Source organism: Aulosira sp. FACHB-615 (assembly GCF_014698045.1).
Lineage (GTDB): Bacteria > Cyanobacteriota > Cyanobacteriia > Cyanobacteriales > Nostocaceae > Nostoc_B.
Genome location: NZ_JACJSE010000004.1, coordinates 228,624 through 254,448 on the forward strand (window position 1 = coordinate 228,624; position 25,825 = coordinate 254,448).

Sequence of the window (25,825 nt, forward strand, 5' to 3'; positions counted from 1 at the left end):
CCCTTAAATAAGGGTGGTTGGAGGGATCGCAAAATATTTAATACATCACTAAAGACTTTTCAAACCTACTCTAAAAAACATTCTACATTTCTCCACTTACCCTCTGCATAAAAAAACTTATTTCTGATTCACACCTGGCATTAAAACTCCATGCTTGGGACTAAATAATAATGCCAAAATAAATAAACCTGATACTACCAAAACGATCGCCGGGCCGGAAGGTAAATTATAAAAGTAGCTGAGATACATTCCGCTAATACTGGAAAATACACCGATTACCGCGCCTAAAATCATGACTTCGTGTAAGCGTTTGACTAATAAATAAGCTGTCGCCCCAGGAGTAATTAACAGCGATAAAACTAAAATTACGCCGACGGCTTTCATACTGGCGACAATTGTTAAAGCAATGAGTAACATTAATCCAAAGTTGAGGCGATTGACTGGTAAGCCGGCGGCGTGAGCGCCTAAAGGGTCAAAGGTGTAAAATAAAAGTTCTTTGTAGATTAAAATTACGACTACTAAAACAATGGTAGCGATGATGGCTGTGTCTCGCACTTCATCAACGGTAACGCCGAGAATGTTGCCAAATAAAAAGTGATTCAGGTCGATTTTATTATCTTTTTGAACAACTGTAATTAAAGTGATTCCCAGGGCGAAGAATGCAGAAAAAACTATGCCCATTGCAGCATCTTCTTTAATTGGCGATCGCGTCCTAATCCAGGCGATCGCCATTGTACTCAAAACTCCGGCAATAAACGCGCCAACAAAGATATTTGCGCCTATCATGAAGGCGATCGCTAATCCTGGTAAAACAGAATGACTGATAGCATCACCTAAGAGTGCGAGTCGTTGCACCATTAAGTAACTACCCACAACTGCACACAACAAACCAACTAAAATTGCAATCACTAGCGATCGCTGCATAAAGCCGTATTGTAACGGCTCGATTAGTGCTTCTAGCATAAAGATTTAAACGAACCGCAAAGGGCGCATAGACACGAAGTGGCTTCCCGAAGGGTAGGACGCTAAGAAAAAGAGTTTAAGCTGCGTCGGAGAAGTACATAACTTTACCGCCGTAAGCCAGATGTAGGTTTTGTTCGGTGAGGACTTGTTGTCTAGAACCTGTGGCGACTAATTCGCGGTTGAGTAGAATCAAGTCATCAAAATGGGTGATGGATTCGCCTAAGTCGTGGTTCACGACTAGGACGATTTTATTTTCGGCGGCGAGTTCTTGAAAGACTTCAAAAATTACCGCTTGGGTTTTTTGATCAATCCCTACCAATGGTTCGTCAAAACAGAAGATGTCTGCTTGTTGTGTCAAGGCGCGGGCTAAAAAGACTCGCTGTTGTTGTCCTCCTGATAATTGTCCTATAGGGCGATCGCGGAATTCACTCATCCCGACTCTTTCTAAGGCGCTATTTGCTATTTGACGACTCACTCCCGAAAAGCTACGCAACCAGCCTGTTTTCTTGACTCTTCCCATCATCACCACATCCCAAACTGTGGCGGGATAAGTCCAATCAATTTGACTGCGTTGGGGGACATAAGCCACTTTTGACTTTTGTTGCATCAATGGTTGGTTTTGGTACTTCACCACGCCACTACTAACAGGAACCAAGCCCAACATTGCTTTCATCAGCGTACTTTTACCCGCACCATTCGGGCCAAAAATCCCTGTTAATCTTCCTGGTTGAATCACACAGTTAATATCTCTCAAGGCTTCTTGAGTCCGGTAATGTACTCCCAAGTGGGCGATAGAAATTGCATCTGTGGAATTCATATCAATAGCTTTGATATACGATGCAGAACGTTCACCAATCTTTTGGGTATGTCCCAAGTTGGCGTAAAAAGAAACGTTTTCCATAAGGGTATTTTCATATTTATTACTTGAGCTTACTACAAAAATGAGAAAAATATGAAAAAATCTATAATAAGCAGTAATGTCACAGATAAATGAGTGTAATACCTGAGATAGAGGGCGTTCTTGTCCCGCAAAAGTCAACCATCCCTAGTCAGAAAACAGAAATTTTTAGCTTGGTTTCTCGGCTGTGTCTGGGAATGCTTTTACCGTTGGCTTTGTTTAGTTGTAGTCAAAACAATACCAACTCCACAATTACCAAAGGTAGTGATAAACCGAGGGTTGTGGCTACTAGCACCATCATTGCAGACTTAACCCAAGAAGTTGGCGGCGACGAAATTCAACTCAAAGGAATCCTCAAACCCGGTGCTGATCCCCATGTTTATGAACCAGTCCCCGCCGATAGTCGATTTTTAGAAGAAGCCAATTTAATTTTGTATAACGGCTATAACTTAGAACCAGGATTAATTAAGTTAATGAATGCGGCTGGAAAAGGAAAGAAGGTAGCCGTAGGGGAAATAGTCAAACCCTTGGAGTTAGATAAAGGTAAAGGTGAAATTGTACCAGACCCCCATGTTTGGGGAAGTGCGGAAAATGCAGCCGCAATGGTAAATGTGATTCGAGATGCGTTGATTGAGTTATCGCCAGCAGATAAAGAGGAATTTACTCAAAACGCAGCCGAATTAACCGATGAATTAAAACAACTGCATACCTGGATAAATCAACAAATTCAAACTATTCCGCCCGATAAACGCAAACTAATTACAACCCATGATGCTTTTCAATATTATGGACGTGCATATAGTATTGCGATCGCCGGAACTTTAATCGGTATCAGCACCGAAGAACAACCAAGCGCCCAAACTGTTCAAAGATTGGTAGAATCAGTCAAAAAAACAGGCGTACCCGCCATTTTTGCCGAAACTACAATTAATCCCACCTTAATCAAAACCGTAGCTCAAGAAGCAGGCATAAATCTAGCGCCTCAACAACTTTATTCTGATTCCATTGGTGCTAAAGGTAGCAATGGAGAAACATACATCAAAATGATGGAGGCAAATACCCGCGCTATTGTTGAAGCTTTGGGTGGTAAATATACACCATTTCAACTAACTAAAAAGATAGAAGCAAAACCGCAAAAATAAATATTGCCTACTCCCTACTCCCTACTCCCTAATCCCTAACTTTTAATTTCATCAGAAACTCTCTCTGAAGAAAGACAGCATCATGGCTTGAATTTTATAAATTGAGTTAGTGAATACATAGTTTTAATTTGTGAACTAGCCATGACTGAAGAATTAGAAAATCAAAATAATCAACCCGAAAATAATCAAGCCGAAATTGAACAGCCCGTCAGCAAAGATTGGCATTCGCGCGAAGAACCCACAGCCAAAGAAAGACACTTAACAGCAAATCCTGGAGATAGAATCTCAGATCAACCTCAATCTATCGAGGAAAAAGCAAAACAAGTTGCTGTCGATTCACCAGATATTACAGGCGATCATATTAAAGTTCCCACCTATTTTATTGTGGAAGAACCCAACGGTGAGAAAAAAGCACTGCACCATGTCAAAGATGCAGAAGAAATTTCTGATGTGATTCGTCAAGCCAGAGTTGACGAAAATGGTAATCGAATTTGGTGGTAATAATTGACGCTGCTAACTTGATAGAGACTAAAAATTGAGAGGCTTAGATCCCCGACTTCTTCAAGAAGTCGGGGATCTTGTTATTCACAAATGATTTAGGACTGCGATAGTTTTACACTGCGTGAGAGTCTGGCTGTTTACGCCATTGGCGTTTTTTCATAAAGTACGATCGCCCCGTTTGTAGGTTGGGTGGAACGAAGCGGAACCTAACAAATGCTATAGCAATCCTAAATCATTTGTGAAATTCTCTTTCTTTTCCTTCTTCTCCTTCTTTGTGTCCTACCCTGCGGGAAGCCGCTATCGCGTCTATGCGTCCTTTGCGGTTCGTTAAAAAGAATACTTTTTCACAACCCAGTACTATCGTCCCGTTTGTAGCCTCTTCTGTAGGTTGGGTGGAGCGACAGCGTAACCCAACAAATGCTATGAAGAAAACCGCAAAACTTTCAACTATCAAAATATCTCAATTCCAACGGTAAAATTCACTCCACAATGATTTTACCTGTCGCAATATTTTCTCAAAATCTCATAATTTGGTGTTGGGTTACGGCGCAATAAAGATTTGCTGTGTTGTTGCCAATATTTCTTGTGCGCCTCCATCCAACCTACTCACTTTGTTGGGTTACGATAGTTTTACACTGTATGAGAATCTGGCTGTTTGCGCCATTGGCGTTTTTTCATAAAGCTTTGCCAGGATTCCATATATGTATAAAACACAGGTGTTAAATACAGTGTGAGAAATTGGGAAAACAGCAATCCGCCAACCACAGCTAAACCCAGGGGACGGCGCGTATCTCCACCTGCACCTAACCCCAAGGCAATGGGTAAAGTCCCCATCAAAGCTGCCATTGTGGTCATCATAATTGGGCGAAACCTGACGACACAAGCCTCATAGATAGCATCGTAAGGAGTTTTACCACTTTGTCGAGCTTCTATGGCAAAGTCAACCATCATAATGCCGTTTTTCTTGACAATCCCAATTAGCAGGATAATGCCGACAAAAGCGTAAATATTCAAGTCAACTTGGAATATCAACAAGGTTAATAATGCGCCAAATCCGGCTGATGGCAAACTCGAAAGAATTGTCAAAGGGTGGATAAAGTTCTCATAGAGAATTCCCAACACAATATAAATTACTAAAACTGCCACCAATAGCAATAATCCCAACCCTTGCAAGGAAGACTGAAACGCTTGTGCAGAACCTTGGAAACCTGTAGTAATACTCGCGGGTAATGTTTGACGGGCGATTTGTTCAATTTTTTCTGTGACGCTACCCAGCGATACTCCAGGTTTGAGGTTAAAGGAAATAGTTACAGACGCTAACTGTCCTGAGTGGTTGATAGTTAAAGGCCCTACACCTTTCGAGATGGTGGCGACTGCATTTAATGGCACTAGTTGTCCAGTCGGAGAGTGAATTGATAGCAATTCTAAGGCGCTGGGATCTCCTTGATATTTGGGTTCGACTCCCATAATCACTTGATATTGACTATCTGAAGCGTAGATTGTGGAAACTTGCCGTGTACCGTAAGCATTACTCAACGCAGTTTCAATTTGCTCGGCTGTTAGCCCCATAGATGCCGCTTGATCACGGTTGATGTCAACTTGCACTTGGGGGTTTTTGATTTGCAAATCACTGTTGACATCTTGTAAATCAGGTAGCCCTCGGAGTTTTTCTTCTAAAGTTGGCGCATACTGATATAACTCTTGAATATTGGGACTTTGTAATGAGAATTGATATTGGGCTTTGCTTTGCTGTCCGCCAATATTAATCGCTGGTGGATTTTGTAAGAAAACCTTCATTCCAGGAATGCGCGATAGCTTTGGGCGCAGTTCTTGGACAATATCATCAGCACTTAGTTTGCGTTCTTCGCGGGGTTTGAGGCTGATAAATAAGCGTCCGGTATTACTAGAAGCATTTGCGCCACCTGCACCAACGCTGGAGTTAATTGCCCTAATATTTGGATCACGGCTCGCGATCGCTGCAACTGCCTGTTGATGTTTTACCATTTCATCAAAGGAGATATCCTCGGCGGCTTGGGTAGAGGCGGTGATTTGTCCGACATCCGCAGTCGGAATAAAGCCTTTCGGCACAATCATAAATAAATAAACTGTGGCAACAACAATTGCCCCAGAGATAAACATTGTCGTGCGATGATATTTGAGCGATCGCTTTAAACTCCACTCATAGCCACCCAAGATGACATCGAAAAATTTTTCGGAAGTATTATAAAGTCCCCGGTTAAATCGTTGAATTTTGCCTTTGAAACCTTTTTTCACTGGTTCTGTTTCGTCTTCTTGCTGGTGATGGGGTGGAAGCAAGAATCGAGAACACAGCATTGGTGTCAAACTCAGAGAAATTATTCCCGATACCAAAATCGCCACGCTGATAGTCACAGCAAACTCGCGGAACAATCGCCCTAAAATCCCGCCCATAAACAACACGGGAATAAATACGGCGACTAAAGAAATGGTCATGGACAAAATTGTAAAGCCAATTTCCCTTGAACCATTTAACGCAGCCTGCAAGCGACTTTCACCCATTTCCATGTGGCGAACGATATTTTCTAACATGACTATCGCATCATCCACCACAAAACCAACGGAAAGAGTCAACGCCATTAACGATAGGTTATCAAGAGAAAAACCCAGCAATAGCATTACCCCAAAGGTAGCAACCAAAGATAAAGGTACTGCCAAACTCGGTATAATTGTCGCCCGGAGGTTGCGAAGAAATAAGAAAATTACCAACACAACCAAACCAATAGTCAGCAACAGCGTAAACTGGACATCATCAACAGATTCACGAATGGCTTGAGAGCGATCGTAGAGAATTTCCATATTCAAGGCTGCGGGGATTTGTTCGCGGAATTTCGGCAGCAGTTTTTTAATTGCTTCCACGACTTCGACGGTATTAGTTCCCGGTTGCTTTTGAATCGCTAGAACAATCGCCCGTACACCAGTATTAGATTTTTGCTTGGTCTTTGCTGTCTTGGTAAAATACCAACTCGCAACTTTGTCATTTTCTACACTATCCAAGACTTGGGCGATTTCTCCGAGTTGGACTGGCGCACCGCCTTGATAGCTGATAATTAAAGAACGATAGGCAGCCGCATCATTAAGTTGTCCGTTGGCTTGAATTGTATAATTTTGCTCTTGACCGTAAAGTGTCCCCGTAGGAATGTTGGCATTTCCTTTGCTAATAGCGTCCGCAACTTCATCAACACCTATACCTTTGGCGCTGAGAGATTCCGGGTCAAGCAAAACTCGGACTGCGTACTTTTGGGAACCGTAGACTTGCACCTGTGCCACACCATCCACCATTGATAAACGTTGTGCCAGTTGTGTCTCTGCATATTTGTCTACGGTGGACAGTGGCAGAATAGCAGAGTTCAGGGAGATGTAGAGGATGGGCTGATCTGCCGGGTTTACCTTGCGGTAGGATGGGGGACTGGGCATATCCGCAGGTAATTGCCGCGTGGCTTTGGCGATCGCAGCTTGCACATCTTGGGCTGCTCCATCAATATCTCGACTTAAATCAAATTGCAGTGTTACCTGACTACTACCTAAAGAACTAGTAGAGTTCATCGAACTCAAGCCAGCAATACTCGAAAATTGCGCTTCTAGTGGTGTCGCTACCGATGCCGCCATCGTCTCTGGATTCGCCCCAGGCAAGTTAGCACTCACCTGAATTGTGGGAAAATCCACATTCGGCAAGTCGCTCACAGGTAACATTCGGTAACTCATCAGCCCGAAAATCAAAACGCCAACCATTACCAAAGTCGTCATGATTGGGCGACGAATAAATAACTCGGAAATATTCATAGATTTTCCTATTTTTTATAGCCAAGAGCATCTGGATAGAAAGTATTAATGTCAGAGTGGTTTACCTTCTGCCTCACTTCGACTACGCTCAGTGATCACCTGCCTGGTTGGTGAGCGCAGCCGAACCACTGCCTCCTCCTAATCCCTGCTTAACCTGTACTTTTGCCCCTGGTACAAGGTTGAATTGTCCATCGATGACTACTTGCTCGCCTGGTTTGATGCCTTGAGCGATCGCAGTTTCATTATTGACTGCATCTCCCACAACTACCGGGCGCATTTCTACTGTTTTGTCTGGTTTGACAACATACACAAATTGCTGTTGCTGTCCGGCTTGGATGGCTTTGGTAGGGACAGTGACAGCATTGGGTATTTCTGATAATTTCAGCACGACATTCACAAATTGCCCTGGTAACAATCGCTCGTCATCATTGCTAAATGTGCCTTTGAGTTGAATTGTGCCAGTTTGAGTATTTACGCCACTGTCAACAAAAGTTAAATAGCCATGTACAGGATTTCCTGAATCTTTGGGGGGGATGACATCAACTTCTAATTTGTGGTTGCTCGTGTACTTTTTCAAGTCTGGCAACATTCGCTGGGGAATCGAGAAGTTTACATATATCGGACGAATCTGGCTGATGGTAATTAAGGGATCTGTGGAATTGGCGGTGACTAAATTACCTTGATTTAACTTGAAACTGCCAGTACGTCCGGTAATGGGCGAATAAATAGAACTATAAGAAAGTTGAACTTTGGCGCTATCAATTGCGGCTTCATCTGCGAGGACTGCTGCTTGAGCGTTTTTTACATCTGCCTTGGCTGCTTCTACTGCTGCTTGGGCATTGGCTACTGCATCTTGGTCTGCTTTAACGGTTGCTTTTTGAGCCGTGGCACTGGTTTGATATTGTTCTGCCTGTTCTTTACTAATCGCCCCCTGTTCTAGCAACCCGGTATAGCGTTGTGATTGGACATTGGCGTTATTCGCCTGGGCGACATCTTTGAAGACAGTGGCTTTGGCTTGGTTGACTTGAGCGATCGCTTTGGTAACATTCGCCTCAGACTGTTTGACTAAAGCGACATCTTTGGCTTTTGCTGCCATTGCTTGCATCAGTGCTGCTTGCTGGGGACGGGAATCAATTTGAAACAGCAAATCCCCCTTTTTGACGTTCTGTCCTTGGCGAAAATACACTCCTGTTAACTGTCCCCCAATCTGTGACTTGACAGATACAGTGGAATATGCTTCTACTGTCCCCGTAGCTTTAATTAAGATGGGTATAGTTTTTTGCGTAGCAGTCGCAACCATCACAGGTACAGGTCGTTTTTTCCCTGCATCTTTCCCTGTTGATTGCGCTTCCGAAGCTTTAGCGCAAGCAGAACAAAGATAGGCTAAACCCAGAATCAACAGCCATAACCGCTTTGATGGCAGTAAGCTGCGATCGCTCAAACTCTTGGGTAAAAATTGCAACACAGGATTTGTATTCAAGACAGAAAAACGGCTCATATTCACACAGAGTAGCTGGTGTTTTTCGCAAAAATGTTTAGTTTAATTAGTTAAGCTTTTGTTAGTTTATCTAAATATTAGAATACTAACAATTAATCCTAAGTAATAGACTAGTACAACAAGGCAAAAGTAAAAAGAAAGAATAACGATACCACAAGCTTTTTAGCAATTTCTTATGGTCTGTTTATTTACGCCGACCTGTACTAGATGTAAGTATTAAAACTTTCCAGACATTTGGAAAGTGAAGATAGATATATTTTTTATTCTCTGAAACCGTTACTCAAACCCTCTCCCCACACTCCCCACACCCCCCACACTTCCCACACTCCCCACACTCCCCACACTCCCCACCCATACGTGAGAAATTCGGGTGACGACCCCCTAGCCGCAAACGCGCAGTAGTGTAAAAATATTCCTACCTTCGTAGCTACGAAAAACGAACTATGACGATACATCCTGTATTACAACGTGCATTTACCAACCGTCGCGTTTTGAAAGTAATTAGCGGTTTGCATAACTTTGATGGCGATCGCGTGGCTGCTATTATTAAAGCTGCTGAAATTGGTGGTGCGACTTTTGTTGATATTGCTGCTGATCCAGCAATCGTGGCAATGGCCAAAAGCTTGATTAATTTACCAGTTTGTGTATCAGCAGTTGAACCAGAAAAATTTGTGCAAGCTGTGGCGGCTGGTGCAGACTTAATTGAAATTGGTAATTTTGATTCTTTCTACGCTCAAGGGCGCAGATTTGAAGCTGAGGAAGTTTTAGCACTGACTCAACAAACCCGCGCACTTTTACCAGAAATCACCTTATCTGTGACAGTTCCTCACATCCTGGAACTAGATCAGCAAGTACAACTGGCAGAAGAACTAGTCAAAGCTGGCGCTGACATCATCCAAACCGAAGGCGGAACCAGCAGTCAACCTGCTCACTCTGGCACTTTGGGATTAATCGAAAAAGCTGCGCCTACTTTAGCCGCAGCTTACGAAATTTCTCGCGCTGTCTCTGTACCAGTATTGTGCGCTTCCGGTATTTCTAACGTTACAGCACCTTTAGCGATCGCGGCTGGTGCGGCTGGTGTTGGTGTTGGTTCTGCCATCAACCAACTCAACAGCGAAGTGGCGATGATTGCTGCTGTACGTGGTTTGGTAGAAGCATTAGAGACTGCCAATAACCGTGCAGTTGTCTAACGAGTAGGGAGTAGTGAGTGGGGAGTAGGGAGTAGGAAATTTTTCCCCGATTCCCGATTCCCCACTCCCCTTAAACCAAACAATCCTTCAGCGCATAAATCACCTGATCTTGCTGCTGGGTTGTCAGTTCTGGGAACATTGGCAAAGATAAAACCTCATGACAGGTTTGTTCAACTACTGGTAATTGTCCTGGTTGATAGCCTAAATGTTGATATACTGGCTGCAAATGCAGTGGGTAAGGGTAGTAAATCATTGAATTTACACCCCGTTCTTGCAATTGATTTTTTACCCAGTCTCGACGAGAAGCACTAGCACCATTACGTGATTCACTGATTACGCGAATGGTAAACTGATTCCAGACACTCTCGCCGCCAGGAAGTTCTTCAGGTACGACAATCCCAGAAATTTGACTGAGGAATTGTTGATAGTAAGATGCGATCGCCTGTCTTTTTTGATTCCAATTATCCAGATAACGCAGTTTAATTTGCAAAATTGCGGCTTGGATGGCATCTAAACGACTATTTACCCCAACTTCTTCGTAGTAATAGCGATTTCTTTGCCCATGCTCTTTAATTACCCGCATTTTCGCAGCTAATTCGGGATCATTGGTTGTAATTGCTCCACCATCACCACAACCGCCGAGATTCTTCGTAGGGTAAAAACTAAAGCAGCCAATATGCCCAATGCTACCAACTTTTTGATTTTCCCAAACTGCACCTGTAGATTGAGCGCAATCTTCAATCACTGCTAAATTATGATTGTTGGCGATCGCCATTAACTCTGTCATATCCACAGGCTGTCCGAATAAATGCACCGGGATAATTGCCTTGGTTTTGGGTGTAATCGCCGCAGCGATTTGCTGCAAATCTAAGTTATATGTATTAATGTCTATATCTACAAAAACAGGCTTGGCTCCCACCGCACTGATGACTTCAGCTGTCGCAATAAAGGTAAACGGTGTAGTAATCACCTCATCGCCTGCACCAATTTCTAAAGCTCGCAGGGCTAAGTAGAGCGCATCAGTTCCAGAGTTACAAGCTATACAATTAGTAACACCATGATAGGCTGCAAATTGTTGCTCAAAGCTTTCAATGATCGGGCCACCAATATAACGTCCAGATGCTAAAACTTCTAGCACTGCTGCACTTACTTCTGCTTCGATAGTGACGTATTGCTGCTTGATATCAAAAGCAGGAACAGAATTTACGCTTTGGAACATGAGTTTTTATGTGATTTGAAAATACAAAGGATGCAATTCGACAGTCAAGTTTAGCTACTTGACTTTTTGTCAAAAAGCTGATTAATAGACTGTCGCCCCGGATACGCATCAAAAAGGGTTATTACTGAAATTATTGTATGGGTAAAAATATCATACTAATTTGTAACTCGTAATTTGTAATTTGTAATTAGTCCACTCTGATAAAGTGTCAATACACAAGACTTGCAAGCACTCATTTTATGAGATGCGTCAATCCTTATTGATTCACCAACACCTCTCCCTTGTCACCCAAATATCACTGCTACAAATATTTAAGTTTCTACTCAGCACTTTTCCAGGAGGTAAACAACTGTGCAGGAATTAATCAAACTAGATTTAGCTGATTTAGGCTTGGCTGTAGGGTTAATGGCGATCGCTATTGGTTTATCTGCCTGGGAAAAATTAGGATTAGAGTTAAACTGGGCAATTGCTACAGGCAGAACCATCTTACAGCTGCTGGTATTGGGATATGTTTTCGACTTTATCTTTGCTGTCAATCATCCTGGGGCAGTTTTGGTAATTTTAGCAATTATCTTGACAATTACCGCCATTGTCGCCCGCAATCGCATCAGCCAGAAAATTCCCCTCGTCTTACCTGTGGTTTGGGGAGCGATTTTCATCAGTACCGCTTTCACACTTTTTTACACTTACTTGTTAATTTTGCAACCAGACAGATGGTTTGAAGCCCGCTATCTCATTCCCCTAGCGGGAATCATCATTGGTAATGGAATGAATGCAGCTGCGATCGCAGGTGAACGTCTGGTTAGTACCATCAATAATTCCGCTTTTGAAATCGAAACTCACTTGAGTTTAGGCGCAACTCCCCAACAAGCCGTTAGTCAATACCGGAAAGAAGCCATTCGCGCTGCATTGCTTCCCACAATTAATCAAATGATGCTGATTGGGATGGCGACACTTCCCAACATCACCGCCGGACAATTATTAGGCGGAGTCAACCCTTTAGATGCAGTTTCTTACGAAATTTTGATTGTATTTATGGTTGCAATAGCTAATTTGTTGACAACAATTTTAGTCACCAAGGGATTGTATCGTCAGTTTTTTAATTCAGCAGCACAGTTAATTAGATAATATGGGAATCCGCTTTGATTTCAGATTCTAACTCTCACTCTTTGCGCCTTTGCGTCTCTGCGTGAGATAAAAACATTCTAAAATTCAGCACTGCCATATTCTCTTATATCTCTATCTCACTAGTTACTAACTGATAAATTTCTCAAAACTTAAAGTTAGACAAGCAGAAAATTAGGATGCTATCAAACTATTGTTTAATTGTTTTTTCTAACTCTTGACAAATGTGCGATCGCTCTAATTTCTCGCAAGTATCCTAAATCAGATAGCTATAGAGAAAAATTCTGTATAAAAGTTGAATATTGACAATATAACGCCAATTTATTGATATTGTTCTATCAAGAAAAAGCTTGCAAGTCTTTTTATACCTAAATCCCTAAAGCATATATACGGCAATATTCCGTATCATAAATAGTGAGGAAAAAATGAAGTATATTGGGTTTCGCACATATAGTGTGGGCATCGCTGCTATGCTTGCGTTTATGCCAACTTTGGTAAGGGCAGAAATCAAAAGCACTGTAGTAGATGCACTCGCAGCAGCAAGCTATCAGGAACGAAAACAAGTCCTCGACACAGCAAACCAAGCCGCTAAAGATAAAGGGCTGACACTTGAGGCACTTGGAAAAGCCTGCAATCTTCTCCCAGTCCGTATCGGGGCAATTCTCACAGGTCAGGCTCCATTGGAAACACCCACGCAAGAATGCTTAGAAAAGCAATTGGGACTGAAGGCAGGAATCTTGAATCCGCTACGTGTCCCGCCAGTGCGGTGGAACGCCGGAGCAATTTACCGCCTCCATGAAGCCATTGATGTGTATGCGCCTACACTTCAACGCTGGATGAATGAGCGTTTTGGTGATGCTATCTTGTCAGCGATAGATTTTACAATCAATGTCGAAGAGACTAAAGGAAGCCACGGCGAACGACGCATTCGGATTATCTTGGATGGTAAGGCGCTGCAATATTCCGGCGATGAAGCTTGGCGACCTACAAGTACTCAGCCTGCTGGTGAACGTCGCTAGTCATTGCTGTTAATGATAAGTATAAGTAAGTGAAGTACACCATGAGTATTAAGTAATGAGTAATGAGTAATAAGTAAATTTCTGACTCATTATTCATTACTTTTTTCAATCAGTTGCTATACCTCATAAACATTGTATCTGCTGTATTTGCGTCGAATTTCAGACTTAAAATATTTAATATGCGGCATTAAATATTAAATACATGACTCAATACCTAACCAAAGTAGTTACCTTCGATGAATTCGTTGCTCAATATCCAGACGACTCAGGTAAACTCTATGAATTACACGATGGAGTAATAGTTGAAATGCCACCCCCAACAGGCGATCATGAAGAGATTATCGGATTTTTGGTGAGAAAGCTAAATGTAGAATCAGACAGGTTAAATTTACCCTATCTCATCCCAAAAACAGTGTTCGTAAAACCGTTGGCAAGTGAATCAGCTTACTCACCAGATATCCTGTTATTAAATCAGCCAAATTTAGTTAATGAACCACTGTGGAAAAAGAAATCTACTGTGAGTCAAGCAGCATCTATTCCCTTAGTAGTTGAAGTAGTCAGCACGGCAGTTGCTTCAAGCCGGGAAACCCGTCCAACGCACTGCCTCACAAACTGGCGTGATGATTATCACAAAAAATTTGCTGACTATGAAGAAATGGGAATTCCTGAATACTGGATTTTAGATTATGCGGCGTTGGGTAGCAGAGAGTATATTGGTAAACCCAAACAACCAACAATCTTAGTTTGCAGCTTAGAAGATGGTGAGTATCAAATTAACAAGTTTCGGCAAGGCGATCGCATTCAATCCCCAACTTTCCCTGATTTGAATTTAACAGTTGAGCAGATTTTCCAAGCCGGAGGGACAATATCTGCTGAATAAACCAACGTGGAGGTAGGAAACTCTTTACAGGGAACGGGCAACAGCAAGAGAATGTGTGTAATTAATGCTGTGTGAGTACTTAATTTGCCATCGCAGTAAAATAAATTATTTTTACAAGTCGAAGCATTAACAACGCGACTCGTCACATTAACGATGCAAGTCGTCACATAAACAATGCGAGTCAAGGCATTAGCAACGCGAGTCGTCACATTAACGATGCAATCTGTCACATAAACAATGCGAGTTGAAGCATTAACATTGCTAATGAAGAAACTTGTGTGTATTTTTGAACAATGGTTTGCGCCGTAAGACTTCCTCGCAATTATGCCGTAAATTTTTTCTGACTTCTGCGCCTCACATTAGAATGGAAATTAGTGTAAAGTTATCCCCAAGCTAAAGTGTCAGACTCTCTGCCATTGCGCGATCGCTACCTCGCTTTAATTGACGAAATTGTTCAACTCACCCTCCAGGGCAAAGTTAGTTCCGTGGAGATGGTGTACCAGATGTTGCAAAAAAATATTACATCGGGAACGGGGGAAATATTTGAGTTGGCATTGAGCGATCGCTTGAGTATCATCCAAAATCAGGTAGATAGCGAACAAGATGAACTTAAAAAAGCCAAAGCCAACCGCAGCCTGAGAGCAATTAAAACAATTCAAAATCAATGGCAACGTTATGCAGAACAAAACAAAGCCATAGAAGCGATCGCTACAGCAGTGCGAGAAATTACCACAGCTTCTACAGATGAACGCCTCGCTACATTGTTGCGTTTCACAGATCCCAATCAAAAACAACCACTCAATTCATCCCAATTACAGCAGTTAGCCAAAGGTTTACAGCAATTTGCTCAATTAGATCCTGATATTGCACAAATATCACAAGGTATCACCCGTGGTTTAGCTTCTTGGCAAAGACTCCAAGACCACTTGATTAGTTGGATGTACGAACAAAATCGAGACTTGGGATTTGGCGGCGTACCAGGAGAAAACGGCCCTTGGGCAACTTGGGCAAAGAAAGTTAATAGTGAGTTTCCCTATGGATTCTTTCGGACTTTAGCTTTGGGACAATCTGCCATTGAATTTGCCGAACAGCAAAGCAATGTGACCCTGGGTGACTGGGTAGAATTAGCGTTGATATTACAGTATTTGCAACGTGGTTTAGTTAACTGGTTTGACCAACAACCATATAATGTGCAAGCAGGCTCAAAATTATCAATTTCGACCTATTTGACCTTTGCGGTGATTTGGAGTCAGTTAGCCAGTGGTTTTGGTAATACGGCGGCGAGATTTGGTAATGCAGGTTCGCAAATGATGTTGCAAATTCTGCGAAACTTTGCCCAACGTCCTTATTTTCCCCTTTATGGTGGGATATTTGCCTCATTTTCGGGGAGTTATTTAAGAAACGCCTTAGATTATTTAGATGAACCCTTGCGCCAAGTGGAAGGAACCCAGGAAAAAGCCAGGATTTTGACACTTTTGGGTTATTCGCAACGAGCTTTAGGACAATATCCGCGTTCGATTAACTTTCACTTGCAAGCATTAGATATAGCCAGAAATGCCAGCGATCGCCCCTGCGAAATTGCCAACCTCAACCACCTCAGCCGGACTTATGTACAAGAAAAAGATTATGGCGAGGCGATTAATTATAGCCAACGCGCTTTAATCTTGAGTCGGCAAGCAGGCGATCGCAATGGTGAAGCCAACGCCTTAGTAAATCTCGGTTACAGCGAAGTTATGCAAGCACAACAACTAGAACAAGTTGAACCAGAAACTTATGAGATGCCCATTAATTATTTAGAACAAGGTTTAAAGTTATTAGAAAAATTAGGTGATATCCAAAGTAAAGCTTTGTGTTTGAGTAGTTTAGGCATTGCTTATCTAGTAATTGATCAACCCGAAACCGCAATTAAATATTTAGAAGATGGTTTTAAAACAGCCCAAACTGCGGGAGATTTATATCTACAAGGGCGGAATTTAGCATACTTAGCCGAAGCTTATTATCAATTACAAAATGCTGAAAAAGCCATTTACACTGGCAGTTTAGGTATGTATCTTTTAGAGCAGATTGCTTCTAGTGAATGGAAACAGCCAGCAGGTTTATTAACAATTTTGCAAGGACAAATCGGCAAAGAATCATTTCAAAATCTGTTACAACAACACCGCCCTAAAATCATCGCAATCATTGGTGTGGATGGTTATGATCATATCCCTGCATTATTAACGACATATCAACAAGATATGTGAACAACAAGGACAAGGTAGACAAGGGAGACACATATCTTGCACCAGGCGACTGAAGTCGCGGCTACACGTTTCAAAACTTTGATTTTTCATTAGTCCGCGCTACCTCATTTACCCAAAATAGGCTGCAATATTCAGTAGAGACGCGAAATTTCGCGTCTCTAAATCAGGATTACTGCATCAAAATTTGCCGAATTAAAATACTCATAACTTCATCTTCGTTAGCGGTTGGTAATAGCGGACTCCAGTCGCCAACGCTGGCGTAGCCAATGACTTGCAAATAGTGGATTGTACTGTTAACCGCTTTGGGGGAACCAATGAGTAAATGTTTAATTGGTTCTCTGTGGGGGAGGGGATTTTTGGTAATTTGTGCCATCATGTATTTATCTCCTGAATATGGGAGCCAGATAAGGCGATCGCACACTTCTTCGCGGGATGAGGCGATCGCCTTTATCGTGCTGAATATATAATAAGGTATAAATTTATACTTGTAAATAGTTAATTGAAAAATTTTTAATAAAAATTCTCTTGTTTTTCAGGAAAGAAATTTTACGTTTGTAGTATTAATAAAAACCTCAGTAAATTATTTAGGTGTAGGTTGGGTGGAGGAACGGAAACCAACATTCACGCATACTTTGTTGGGTGTAGCGATAGCGTAACCCAACCTACTATTCTCTTAACTGAACCGTATTGGTATATAAGTATAAAACTACAAAAAATAAATAAATAATTTGTTTTAATGATTGATTAGGCTAAACTGTCTTAAATGTCTTAAGTGTCCTTGCATTTTTATACAAAGTCAGAGAGATTAAAAAATGTTGAGTATACTTTTACGTATTTCTCAAGAGTAAAAGTAAGTTTTTTTGTACAAAGAGATACCAAAAAATTTTAAACCCTTGCGTATCTAACTAATTTCATTTTCTTGTTCTTAGATAATCCTATTCAAAAATGAATATAGCAAACATAGCAATTATTATTGGTGAAGTCATATTTGTATTAGTTCTTTTTTGGCTATTAAACTTGCTAATTGGCATCATCTTTAAACAGTTAAATAGAGTTGCTTGGCTGCAAGAAAGAACTGCAAACATCGCCTTCCTACGTCGGAGTATTAGCAGAATTTTAATGCTGATTTCCGTGGCGCTGTGTTTGGCGCTGGTTGGTGTGAATGGAATGATAATTTACCGGGGTGAAAATGTTCAAGAATTTCAACTTAATTTGATTCGCAGTCTTCCTACACAATTTTGGGTAAATCTGGTCACTGCAAGTTTAAAAACTATCAGTTTGCTATTGCTAGTTAAATTTAGCATCCCACCTTTAAGCCGTGGAATAGACTGGGTTTCTGACTACGCGAAGAAAGTCGATCAAATCAAAGCCAATGATGAAAGTGTCGAGGCTTTTTTCCAAACTTTAAAAAGAATTATTATTCATAGTGCATGGATAGCTACTGCTATTTTATGCGCTAATTTTTTGTATCTTCCCGCAATTGTTACTAAATATCTATTTATTGCTTTAAAAATATATATTACTATTTCAGTTGGGTTATTAATTGTTAAAGCTGTTGCAACTATTGTTGATACTCTTGATGCGCTCAGTCTCAAGTTTTCTCATTCTAATAATCTACTGCGATTATATGAACGGTTACGCCACTTAATTCCCCTATTTAAAAAATGTTTAGAATATGTCCTTTATGTGGGAATTGTCAATCTCGTTCTCCCGGAAATAGAACCTATTGCGTGGATAAGTGAGTATACTCCTAGAGTTGTGCAAATTATTGGGGTTTTCTTTCTCAGCAATACTTTGATAGAAGTTGCTTACTTTTTACTAGATGAGTTCTATTTAAGAACCACAGATTTCAACGACTCACAGCGACAAAAACGGCTGACACTGATTCCCTTAATTCGGAGTTTCGCCAAATATTTTATTTATTTTACTGCTGGAGTAACTATCCTGAAACTAATTGGCATTGATCCTGCGCCCATATTAGCAGGTGCGGGAATTGTGGGTATAGCAGTCGGGCTGGGGGCGCAAAATCTGATTAATGATGTTGTGTGTGGATTTTTGATTTTATTTGAAAACTATTATTTGGTAGGTGATTATATAGAAGCCGGGAAAATGGAAGAAAGAAGCGTGGAGGGAATTGTTGAAGCCATTGAACTGCGAACTACTCATGTCCGCCATCCCGATGGACAATTGCAGATTATTCGGAATGGAGATATAGGTTCAATTATCAACTTTTCTAAGCAATATATATATGCAAGAGTAGAATTTAGTGTTGCTTACGACTCTAATTTAGATCATGTATATCGAGTAGTGGAAAAAGTAGGACAGCAGTTACAAGCCCAAGAAGCTGATGTTTTAGAACCAACGCGAGTAGCAGGAATAGAACATTTTGGTGAGGATAACTTATTGTTGCTGACGCTGACAAAAGTTAAGCCAGGAAAACACCTACACATTCAGCGTGTGTTGCGTAAGATATTGAAGGATAATTTTAATCAGGCAGAAATTGAACTTTGCGGTTTTGCTAAAAATGTGTAGGGTGTGTTAGGCGTAAGCCGTAACGCACCAATAGCTTTGCAGTGTTTACTACCTGTATTTCAAAAATCACATAGGAGTCCCATATTAGACCAAACCTTGACTATGTACAATCAAGAATTACAATTCCCATATTATTTTGAGCAGCATCAATATAATAAGCAACAAATTCGTTGATAAAATATTCTGAAAAATCTTCAATGTTCTCCACAGACTGTTCTAAGTTCCTAAAGTTTGGTTGCAACTTCTCCAAACCACCAATTATTTTACGACGTTCTGCATTGGCGAATAAGTTCAAAGCATCCCAACGTGATGCTAAATCTTCTTGAGAAATTTTAGACAAAGCTTGAGCAACTTCCTGAACCTGTTCAACTGTTAAACAAATTGCTACAAGTCCATGAGAACGCAATGATTTTAAACATCTTCCGCCAGCTAAAGCATCGACTAGTAGAAGATTTCCATAGTTCGGTATTGATATTTCTTGGACTAAGAATGGAGAATCACTGAACCATGCTGCTGATATGTCAGTTGAACCAGTTAACAGAAAAGATAATACTTCTGGCAAACCGTTATTAACTTCAAAAGATTCATGAGTTTCTCCATCATAGTTATCATTCCATTGAATTAAAAATGATTCAATGTCATGGAGTGTCTTGTAATTAACTTTGATCAGGCTCAGTTCAATAGACATACAAATCATCCATTATTCCAGGATTGTATTTAAGCCGCAGACTACGAAATTTTTTATCATCCCATTCTAGTTGTTCCCAACACCGAGACTTACAACATTTTTGGAGTAAGTGAGGTACGCCATAAGTATTAAGTAATGAGTAATAAGTAAAGTTCTAACTCATTACTCATTATTCATTACTCATTACGTCCCTCAATATACAAGGTTGGGTTGCACTGCGCTTCACCCAAACCACATTTATAAGTACTTGTGTAACAATAGATGTAATTTTTCTTTCGTTGCTGTTGGCGCTTTATCTAATTGAGTCAAAATTGCATATTTTAAGGCTGTGTGTGCGTCGCTGGGTGGGGGATTTTCACTCAAACGGCGGACAGTTTCTTGTATGACTTTTTGGGCGTTGACGGCGTTGCGTTGCAAGTTACCAATTACCATCTCGACGGTGACGCTATCATGATCTGGATGCCAACAATCGTAGTCTGTGACTAGTGCTAAGGTTGCGTAGGCAATTTCGGCTTCTCTGGCTAATTTGGCTTCTGGTAAGTTGGTCATCCCAATTACTGTTGCACCCCAACTGCGGTACAGGTTAGATTCGGCTTTGGTGGAAAATGCTGGCCCTTCCATACAGATATATGTGCCGCCGCGATGTAGGGTAACATCTGGTAAATTGAGAGATGCGATCGCTTCTGCTAAAATTCCAGCTAAATGGTGACAAATCGGATCACCAAAGGCAATATGAGCCACAATTCCTTCGCCAAAAAAGGTAGAAATGCGATTTTTTGTGCGATCGATAAACTGGTCTGGTATTACCATATCTAATGGTTTGGCTTCGGCTTTTAATGAACCCACCGCACTAGCCGAAATTAAATACTCTACACCCAATTTTTTCATTGCATAGATGTTGGCACGAAAAGGTAATTCGGAAGGTAATAAGGTGTGATTGCGCCCGTGACGTGCCAAAAAAGCTACCTGGGTTCCTTCGAGTGTCCCCACAATTACAGCATCGGAAGGAGAACCGAAGGGAGTTTCGATTTGCACTTCTTCTACATTCTGCAAGGCGGCCATTTTATATAGTCCACTACCACCAATGATGCCAATCTTAGGGTTAACCATATTTTTTGATACCTGTTGCTGATCTGCCTAGTTATTTTACACAGGTGTAGAACTTAGCCAGAAAATATTTTGTCTCACGCAGAGGCGCAAAGGAGTAAAGAGAAATTTTCATCATCTCCCCTAAATCCTTACGCCTAATCCTGAAATCATCAAGATATCACCTCAACTACTTGCGACTAATGGTGCTACGTCGGTATATTTACGACAGCTATGATGCTTTGAAGATTGCGGCTACAACTAAGTTATGATTCTGCCGTGACGTTTAAACACTTGCATCTCAACAACCAATGGTAAATTCCACCCTCGTGGCCACACTCTATGTCAACCCTGTAACGGGGAAAGATACTAATGATGGTTCAAGGTTGAGCCCGTTTAGAAGCCTCACCCGTGCTTTAAGAACCACAACACCGATAATTATTCAGCTGTCACCAGGGACATACAGCGCGGCTAACGGTGAACAGTTTCCCTTGGTGTTAACTGCGGGGGTAACAGTCATTGGTAATGAACTGAATAAAGGTGCAGGAATTGTCATTTCTGGCGGGGGTGAATATCAAAGCCCGACTTTTAGCATCCAGAATATTACGTTGTTGTTGCTGGGTGATGCCAGTTTGATGGGTGTGAGTGTGACAAATCCCAATGCTAAAGGTACTGGGGTATGGATAGAGTCATCAAATCCTTATTTAGCTAACAATACTTTGAGTGGTTGTGGACGAGAAGGAATATTTATTACCGGCAATGCCAAACCCGCCATTTTAGATAATGTGTTTGTCCAAAATGCTGCCAGTGGGTTGTTTATGGCGCGGAATAGTAAAGGGGAGATATTACGCAACACTTTTCAAAAAAATCCTTTGGGGATAGCGATTACAGACTCAGCCGCGCCATTAATTGCCAATAATAAGTTATCAGAGAATCGGACTGCGATCGCCCTTTCTCGTGATGCCCGTCCGGTATTACGGCAAAATCTCATCAGTAAAAATGCCCAAGGTGGCTTGTTGGTTAATGCTAATGCTGTCCCAGATTTGGGTAATAGCCAAGATGCTGGCGCGAATATCTTTCAAGAAAATGGCGAGTTTGATTTACAAAATGCAGCCGCCCAGCCTTTAGTTTCTGCGGGTAATCAATTAAACCCCACCTTTGTCAAAGGACAAGTTAATTTTGTCGCCGCCACCGAAGATAGTCCGAGATTAGTTACCGGAAGTAGCAGTTTTCCTGATTTGGCGGGACATTGGGCGGCGGTGTTTGTGGAAGCCTTAGTTAGTCGAGGGGCAATTAGCGGCTTTCCTGATGGCACATTTAGGCCGAATGCACCCATTACCCGCGCCCAATATGCGGCGGTGTTGGCGAAAACTTTTCAGTTACCCAGCAGTAGCCAAGGTAGTAAATTTACTGATGTCAAACCTGATTTTTGGGCAGCACCAGCTATTTTTAGTGCAGCGACAGCCGGATTTATTAGCGGTTTTCCTGATGGCACATTTCGCCCTGGAAATAATCTCACAAGGGTACAGGCGATTGTATCAATTGTGAACGGTTTAAAATTTGCAGGAGGTAATTCTAATGTGTTGAGTGTCTACCGCGATCGCGCCCAAATTCCCAGTTATGCTACTAATGCTGTCGCCGTCGCCACCCAAAAATTAATTATTGTTAATTATCCCCAATCGGATTTATTAGAACCTCTGCGGGAAATTACACGGGGCGAGATAGCCGCCTTACTATATCAGGCGTTGGTTGCTAATAGCAAAGAAAAAGCGATCGCCTCGCCTTATATTGTTAGCCCTGATGCTGAAGTGCCGACATTTACCGACTTAGTGGGACATTGGGCGGAACCATTTATTCGCACCTTAGCCAGTCTGAATTTAACCCAAGGTTTTGCTGATGGTAGCTACCAGCCAGATAAACCCATGACTCGCGCCCAATATGCAGCTTTAGTGGCGGCGGCTTTTAACCCGACTCCCAAACGCCCGTCCATTGAATTTATTGATGTTCCCCAGAATTTTTGGGCTTACAAAGCCTTACAAATTGCTGCTAGTGGCGGTTTTGTGAGTGGATTTAGCGATCGCACTTTCCGCCCCGATCAAAATGTCCAAAGGTTACAGGTAATTGTTTCCCTGGTGAATGGTCTGGGTTTACCCGCCGCCCAAAGCAATCTATTACTGCCTTACACTGACAGTAATACTATTCCTGAATATGCCCAAAAAGCTGTGGCAACGGCTACACAACAACGTATCGTTGTCAACTATCCCAAGCCTAATTTACTCGCCCCCACCCGCGAAGCCACAAGGGCGGAGGTGGCTGCAATGGTTTATCAAGCCTTAGTAGCTATTAACCGCACCGCAAATCTTAATTCGCCCTATATTGTTTCGACAGCCAAGGGTTGACCAAGTAAAATGAAAAACATTGCTGATTAACTTGGAAACCTTGGTGACCAACCCTATAGCTAAAAACACACTAGGCTATAGGCGATGGGTCGAAAATTTACACCTATTGCCTCAAGCCAATAGTCCCATGTTTACCAAAACGCCAGAAACAGCTGCTGAATTAGCAGCCGCCCTCCTAATTCACTACAGTTTTGACCTCAGTGGCTATAGTGCGACTGAGTTAGTTTACCGTTGGCAAAATCAATATCCCCTTGATTGGCTGCACTTAGCAGTCATTGAAGCTTTGTATCAAGGTCGTTATAAAGCGATTTCTGTCCAGCAAATCCTGGCATTTTGGCAACGACGGCAACAGGCAATTTATCATTTCAACATGGAATTTGAACGCCTAATTTGCAGCAAATTCCCAGAAATCTTAACTGCCCTCAACACGCCAGCATTACCACCTGCACAAGAAGATGGTAACTCAGAAAATGTAGCGAATGTTGCCAATTTGGCAGTAAATAATTCTGCCTACTCGGTTGAGGCGGAATTTGAACCCAGCTACAAACGCACAGGAACCGCCTCTAGCCGTAGCGAAAGTGAACGTGTCAAAAACATTTTGGCATCATCAACTTTAACTCTCCCCGCCACAGAAACTAAATCTAGGGTGACTTCTTCACCAGTCCTGCCTCATAATTTTTCAGCAAACTCTGACAATCAGCCCAAATTACTGCCATCTACCGTTAATCATCCCCCAATTGACCGCTTTACCCCTGAAACAAGCGATCGCTCCGAGTCTTTTACCTCTAAACTGAAGGCCATTTCTAACGAAAAGCCACAACGGGTGTCTACTAATAAACAACTTGAACAAAGTTGGTAAATCTCAAAACAGCAAAAACTAACCAAATATTTTTAGGATTAATTTTTGACAAAAAAAATTAATCTATTATTTTTTGGATATTAAATTGGCGATCGCACTGGCAACCATAAATAAAAGTTTATCTAATTTTAAATTATATTTATACTGATTTTTACTCAAAAATTAATTAATCAGCTTAACTTAGCTATAGCAAAATCAGTTTTTCAATTATTTAAATTTCTGAATTGAAATAAAAATCTTGGTAGAGATGTTATTGCAATAGTAACGTCTCTACCAAGATTTAAAAAATCCAGAAAATCATTTTTATCAATTCAGTCACAACAAATAATTTGTCATCTGACATTTATTTGATTGCAGAAATTTCTGCAATCAAATAAGTGAATTTTTGCTGTCAAAAAATTATGCCCAAAAAACAAACATTTTTCCTATGGTTCAAGTTACTTTTAATGTGTGGGGAAACGGTTCTATTAACCGTTCAGGAATAATTAATTCTAGTGAGCCGACATATACTATTATTCACGGCTATCAAAGTACGGCTGGCAATGCTGGGAATAACTACCAACCCGCAGATTGGGTAGTCAACATTGCCCAAACCATTCGGCAGCGCGAGTCGAATGCAAACATTATTTTGGTAGATTGGGAAGCTGGCGCAAGTTCCTTGTATTATCCAACTGCGGCTGGTAACACGCGGGATGTTGGAAATCAGTTGGCTACCTATTTAAGAAGTCGCGGTGTAGCTCCAAGTGATGTTAACTTGATTGGACATAGTTTAGGAGCGCATGTAGCGGGGTTTGCTGGTACGGCTTATCGTGCAGCTACGGGAAGTTCCATCGGACAAATTGTGGGCTTAGATCCAGCCGGGCCGAATTTTGAAGGCGCAGCAGTAGGCGATCGCTTAGATCCCACCGATGCAACTCGCGTTACAGCCATACATACTAGTGAAACCCTGGGCTACGATGCCAGACTCGCTACCCTAGACCTCTACATTAACTGGAATGACCTGTTTCAACCAGGACAAATTAGTTTTGTGGGTAATCACAGCTACGCCCATACTTTGTATACACAATTACTCCAAGGCAATAGCTTTACCCAGTCCAACGGTACTCTGTTGAACTTGAACACCGTACTAAATGCCGGATTTCTGGGCGAGAACTATAACAGCACCAAAAACAATCAAGTAATTGCTGCACTCAATCTGGTTGGTACTACTGGCAATGATGTGCTGTCTGGTGGTGCGGCTAATGATACCATTCGCGGCAACGCTGGCAACGACCGGATTACAGGTGGCGACGGTAATGATTTGCTTTATGGCGATAGTGGGAGCGATCGCATCAATGGCGGACGCGGTAATGATTCAGTCTTTGGTGGTACGGGGAGCGATCGCTTGTTTGGTGATGACGGCAACGATATACTAACAGGCGCAGATGCCTCAACTGGTAGAGGTTTGGGTGAAGTTGACCGCCTAACAGGTAGTATAGGGAGCGATCGCTTTGTGGTTGGTGCTACCACAGGTATTTTCTACAGCGATGGTAATACCAGCACCTCTGGTCTAAGTGACTATGCCTTAATCACCGATTTCAATGCCCTAGAAGATATCATCCAATTATCAGGCTCCAAATCTAGCTACAGCTTGGGATCTGTACCCACGGGTTTACCCACAGGTACAGCCCTATTCCTCAACGAAAACAGTCTGGAATTGGTAGCGATTATTCAAGGTTCCACCAACCTCAGCTTGAGTGCTAACTATTTCGTCACAGTTTAAAT

The 25,825-nt window shown here is 41.8% G+C and carries 20 protein-coding genes; 11 read left to right on the forward strand and 9 right to left on the reverse strand.

What is annotated here, in order from left to right; genetic code table 11:
* Window positions 1-117: 117 nt before the first annotated feature.
* The gene (locus H6G77_RS08220) at window positions 118-963 is read right to left on the reverse strand and encodes a metal ABC transporter permease (protein ID WP_190590352.1); all 846 of its coding nucleotides are present in this window, start codon (window positions 961-963) and stop codon (window positions 118-120) included.
* 76 nt (window positions 964-1,039) lie between these two features.
* Window positions 1,040-1,864, reverse strand: coding sequence for a metal ABC transporter ATP-binding protein (locus H6G77_RS08225; protein ID WP_190590353.1), 825 nt, complete (start codon window positions 1,862-1,864; stop codon window positions 1,040-1,042).
* A gap of 194 nt (window positions 1,865-2,058) precedes the next feature.
* On the opposite strand from H6G77_RS08225, the gene H6G77_RS08230 reads away from it, so the two are divergent.
* Together H6G77_RS08230 and H6G77_RS08235 are read left to right on the forward strand one after the other, a co-directional pair.
* A complete protein-coding gene (locus tag H6G77_RS08230; RefSeq protein WP_396020668.1) occupies window positions 2,059-3,003 on the forward strand; it encodes a metal ABC transporter substrate-binding protein in 945 nt (314 codons plus the stop codon).
* A 141-nt stretch (window positions 3,004-3,144) separates the two neighbouring features.
* Window positions 3,145-3,504 (forward strand): hypothetical protein, encoded by a 360-nt coding sequence (locus H6G77_RS08235; protein WP_190590355.1) that lies wholly within the window; start codon window positions 3,145-3,147, stop codon window positions 3,502-3,504.
* A 232-nt stretch (window positions 3,505-3,736) separates the two neighbouring features.
* Here the strand turns inward: H6G77_RS08235 and H6G77_RS08240 are convergent, their stop codons facing one another.
* From H6G77_RS08240 to H6G77_RS08250, 3 genes are all read right to left on the reverse strand, one after another.
* Window positions 3,737-3,958, reverse strand: coding sequence for a hypothetical protein (locus H6G77_RS08240; RefSeq protein ID WP_190871303.1), 222 nt, complete (start codon window positions 3,956-3,958; stop codon window positions 3,737-3,739).
* A 176-nt stretch (window positions 3,959-4,134) separates the two neighbouring features.
* Window positions 4,135-7,323 carry an efflux RND transporter permease subunit gene (locus H6G77_RS08245; RefSeq protein ID WP_190871304.1) on the reverse strand — a complete coding sequence of 1,063 codons (3,189 nt, stop codon included), beginning with the start codon at window positions 7,321-7,323 and terminating at the stop codon, window positions 4,135-4,137.
* 88 nt (window positions 7,324-7,411) lie between these two features.
* Window positions 7,412-8,821 carry an efflux RND transporter periplasmic adaptor subunit gene (locus tag H6G77_RS08250; protein ID WP_190871305.1) on the reverse strand — a complete coding sequence of 470 codons (1,410 nt, stop codon included), beginning with the start codon at window positions 8,819-8,821 and terminating at the stop codon, window positions 7,412-7,414.
* A 443-nt stretch (window positions 8,822-9,264) separates the two neighbouring features.
* Here H6G77_RS08250 and H6G77_RS08255 point away from each other — a divergent pair, with 443 nt between their 5' ends.
* Window positions 9,265-10,011, forward strand: coding sequence for a DUF561 domain-containing protein (locus tag H6G77_RS08255; protein ID WP_190590357.1), 747 nt, complete (start codon window positions 9,265-9,267; stop codon window positions 10,009-10,011).
* Between the two features lie 70 nt (window positions 10,012-10,081).
* On the opposite strand, the gene H6G77_RS08260 is transcribed toward H6G77_RS08255, so the two are convergent.
* Window positions 10,082-11,230, reverse strand: a complete 1,149-nt coding sequence (locus H6G77_RS08260; protein WP_190590358.1) for a DegT/DnrJ/EryC1/StrS aminotransferase family protein — start codon at window positions 11,228-11,230, stop codon at window positions 10,082-10,084.
* 351 nt (window positions 11,231-11,581) lie between these two features.
* Here H6G77_RS08260 and H6G77_RS08265 point away from each other — a divergent pair, with 351 nt between their 5' ends.
* From H6G77_RS08265 to H6G77_RS08280, 4 genes are all read left to right on the forward strand, one after another.
* Complete coding sequence (locus H6G77_RS08265) at window positions 11,582-12,358, forward strand: ABC transporter permease (RefSeq protein WP_190871306.1); 777 nt, start codon at window positions 11,582-11,584, stop codon at window positions 12,356-12,358.
* 422 nt (window positions 12,359-12,780) lie between these two features.
* Window positions 12,781-13,374, forward strand: coding sequence for a hypothetical protein (locus H6G77_RS08270; protein ID WP_190590360.1), 594 nt, complete (start codon window positions 12,781-12,783; stop codon window positions 13,372-13,374).
* 202 nt (window positions 13,375-13,576) lie between these two features.
* Window positions 13,577-14,254 carry a Uma2 family endonuclease gene (locus tag H6G77_RS08275; RefSeq protein ID WP_190871307.1) on the forward strand — a complete coding sequence of 226 codons (678 nt, stop codon included), beginning with the start codon at window positions 13,577-13,579 and terminating at the stop codon, window positions 14,252-14,254.
* Between the two features lie 398 nt (window positions 14,255-14,652).
* A complete protein-coding gene (locus tag H6G77_RS08280; RefSeq protein WP_190871308.1) occupies window positions 14,653-16,497 on the forward strand; it encodes a tetratricopeptide repeat protein in 1,845 nt (614 codons plus the stop codon).
* A gap of 169 nt (window positions 16,498-16,666) precedes the next feature.
* Here H6G77_RS08280 and H6G77_RS08285 read toward each other — a convergent pair whose 3' ends face one another.
* On the reverse strand, window positions 16,667-16,873 hold the full coding sequence (locus H6G77_RS08285) for a hypothetical protein (protein ID WP_190590366.1): 207 nt from the start codon (window positions 16,871-16,873) through the stop codon (window positions 16,667-16,669).
* 569 nt (window positions 16,874-17,442) lie between these two features.
* Here H6G77_RS08285 and H6G77_RS08290 point away from each other — a divergent pair.
* Window positions 17,443-19,029: a mechanosensitive ion channel family protein gene (locus H6G77_RS08290; RefSeq protein WP_190871309.1), complete on the forward strand. Its 1,587-nt coding sequence runs from the start codon at window positions 17,443-17,445 to the stop codon at window positions 19,027-19,029.
* 100 nt (window positions 19,030-19,129) lie between these two features.
* On the opposite strand, the gene H6G77_RS08295 is transcribed toward H6G77_RS08290, so the two are convergent.
* Both H6G77_RS08295 and H6G77_RS08300 read right to left on the reverse strand, forming a co-directional pair.
* Complete coding sequence (locus tag H6G77_RS08295) at window positions 19,130-19,717, reverse strand: DUF1877 family protein (protein WP_190871310.1); 588 nt, start codon at window positions 19,715-19,717, stop codon at window positions 19,130-19,132.
* A gap of 237 nt (window positions 19,718-19,954) precedes the next feature.
* Window positions 19,955-20,827 (reverse strand): S-methyl-5'-thioadenosine phosphorylase, encoded by an 873-nt coding sequence (locus H6G77_RS08300; RefSeq protein ID WP_190871311.1) that lies wholly within the window; start codon window positions 20,825-20,827, stop codon window positions 19,955-19,957.
* A 287-nt stretch (window positions 20,828-21,114) separates the two neighbouring features.
* Between H6G77_RS08300 and H6G77_RS08305 the strand changes: the two genes are divergently transcribed.
* From H6G77_RS08305 to H6G77_RS36190, 3 genes are all read left to right on the forward strand, one after another.
* Window positions 21,115-23,202, forward strand: coding sequence for an S-layer homology domain-containing protein (locus H6G77_RS08305; protein WP_190871312.1), 2,088 nt, complete (start codon window positions 21,115-21,117; stop codon window positions 23,200-23,202).
* A gap of 127 nt (window positions 23,203-23,329) precedes the next feature.
* Window positions 23,330-24,061 carry a hypothetical protein gene (locus H6G77_RS08310; protein WP_396020669.1) on the forward strand — a complete coding sequence of 244 codons (732 nt, stop codon included), beginning with the start codon at window positions 23,330-23,332 and terminating at the stop codon, window positions 24,059-24,061.
* A gap of 427 nt (window positions 24,062-24,488) precedes the next feature.
* Window positions 24,489-25,823, forward strand: a complete 1,335-nt coding sequence (locus H6G77_RS36190) for a hypothetical protein (protein WP_277877261.1) — start codon at window positions 24,489-24,491, stop codon at window positions 25,821-25,823.
* The last annotated feature ends 2 nt before the right edge of the window (window positions 25,824-25,825 follow it).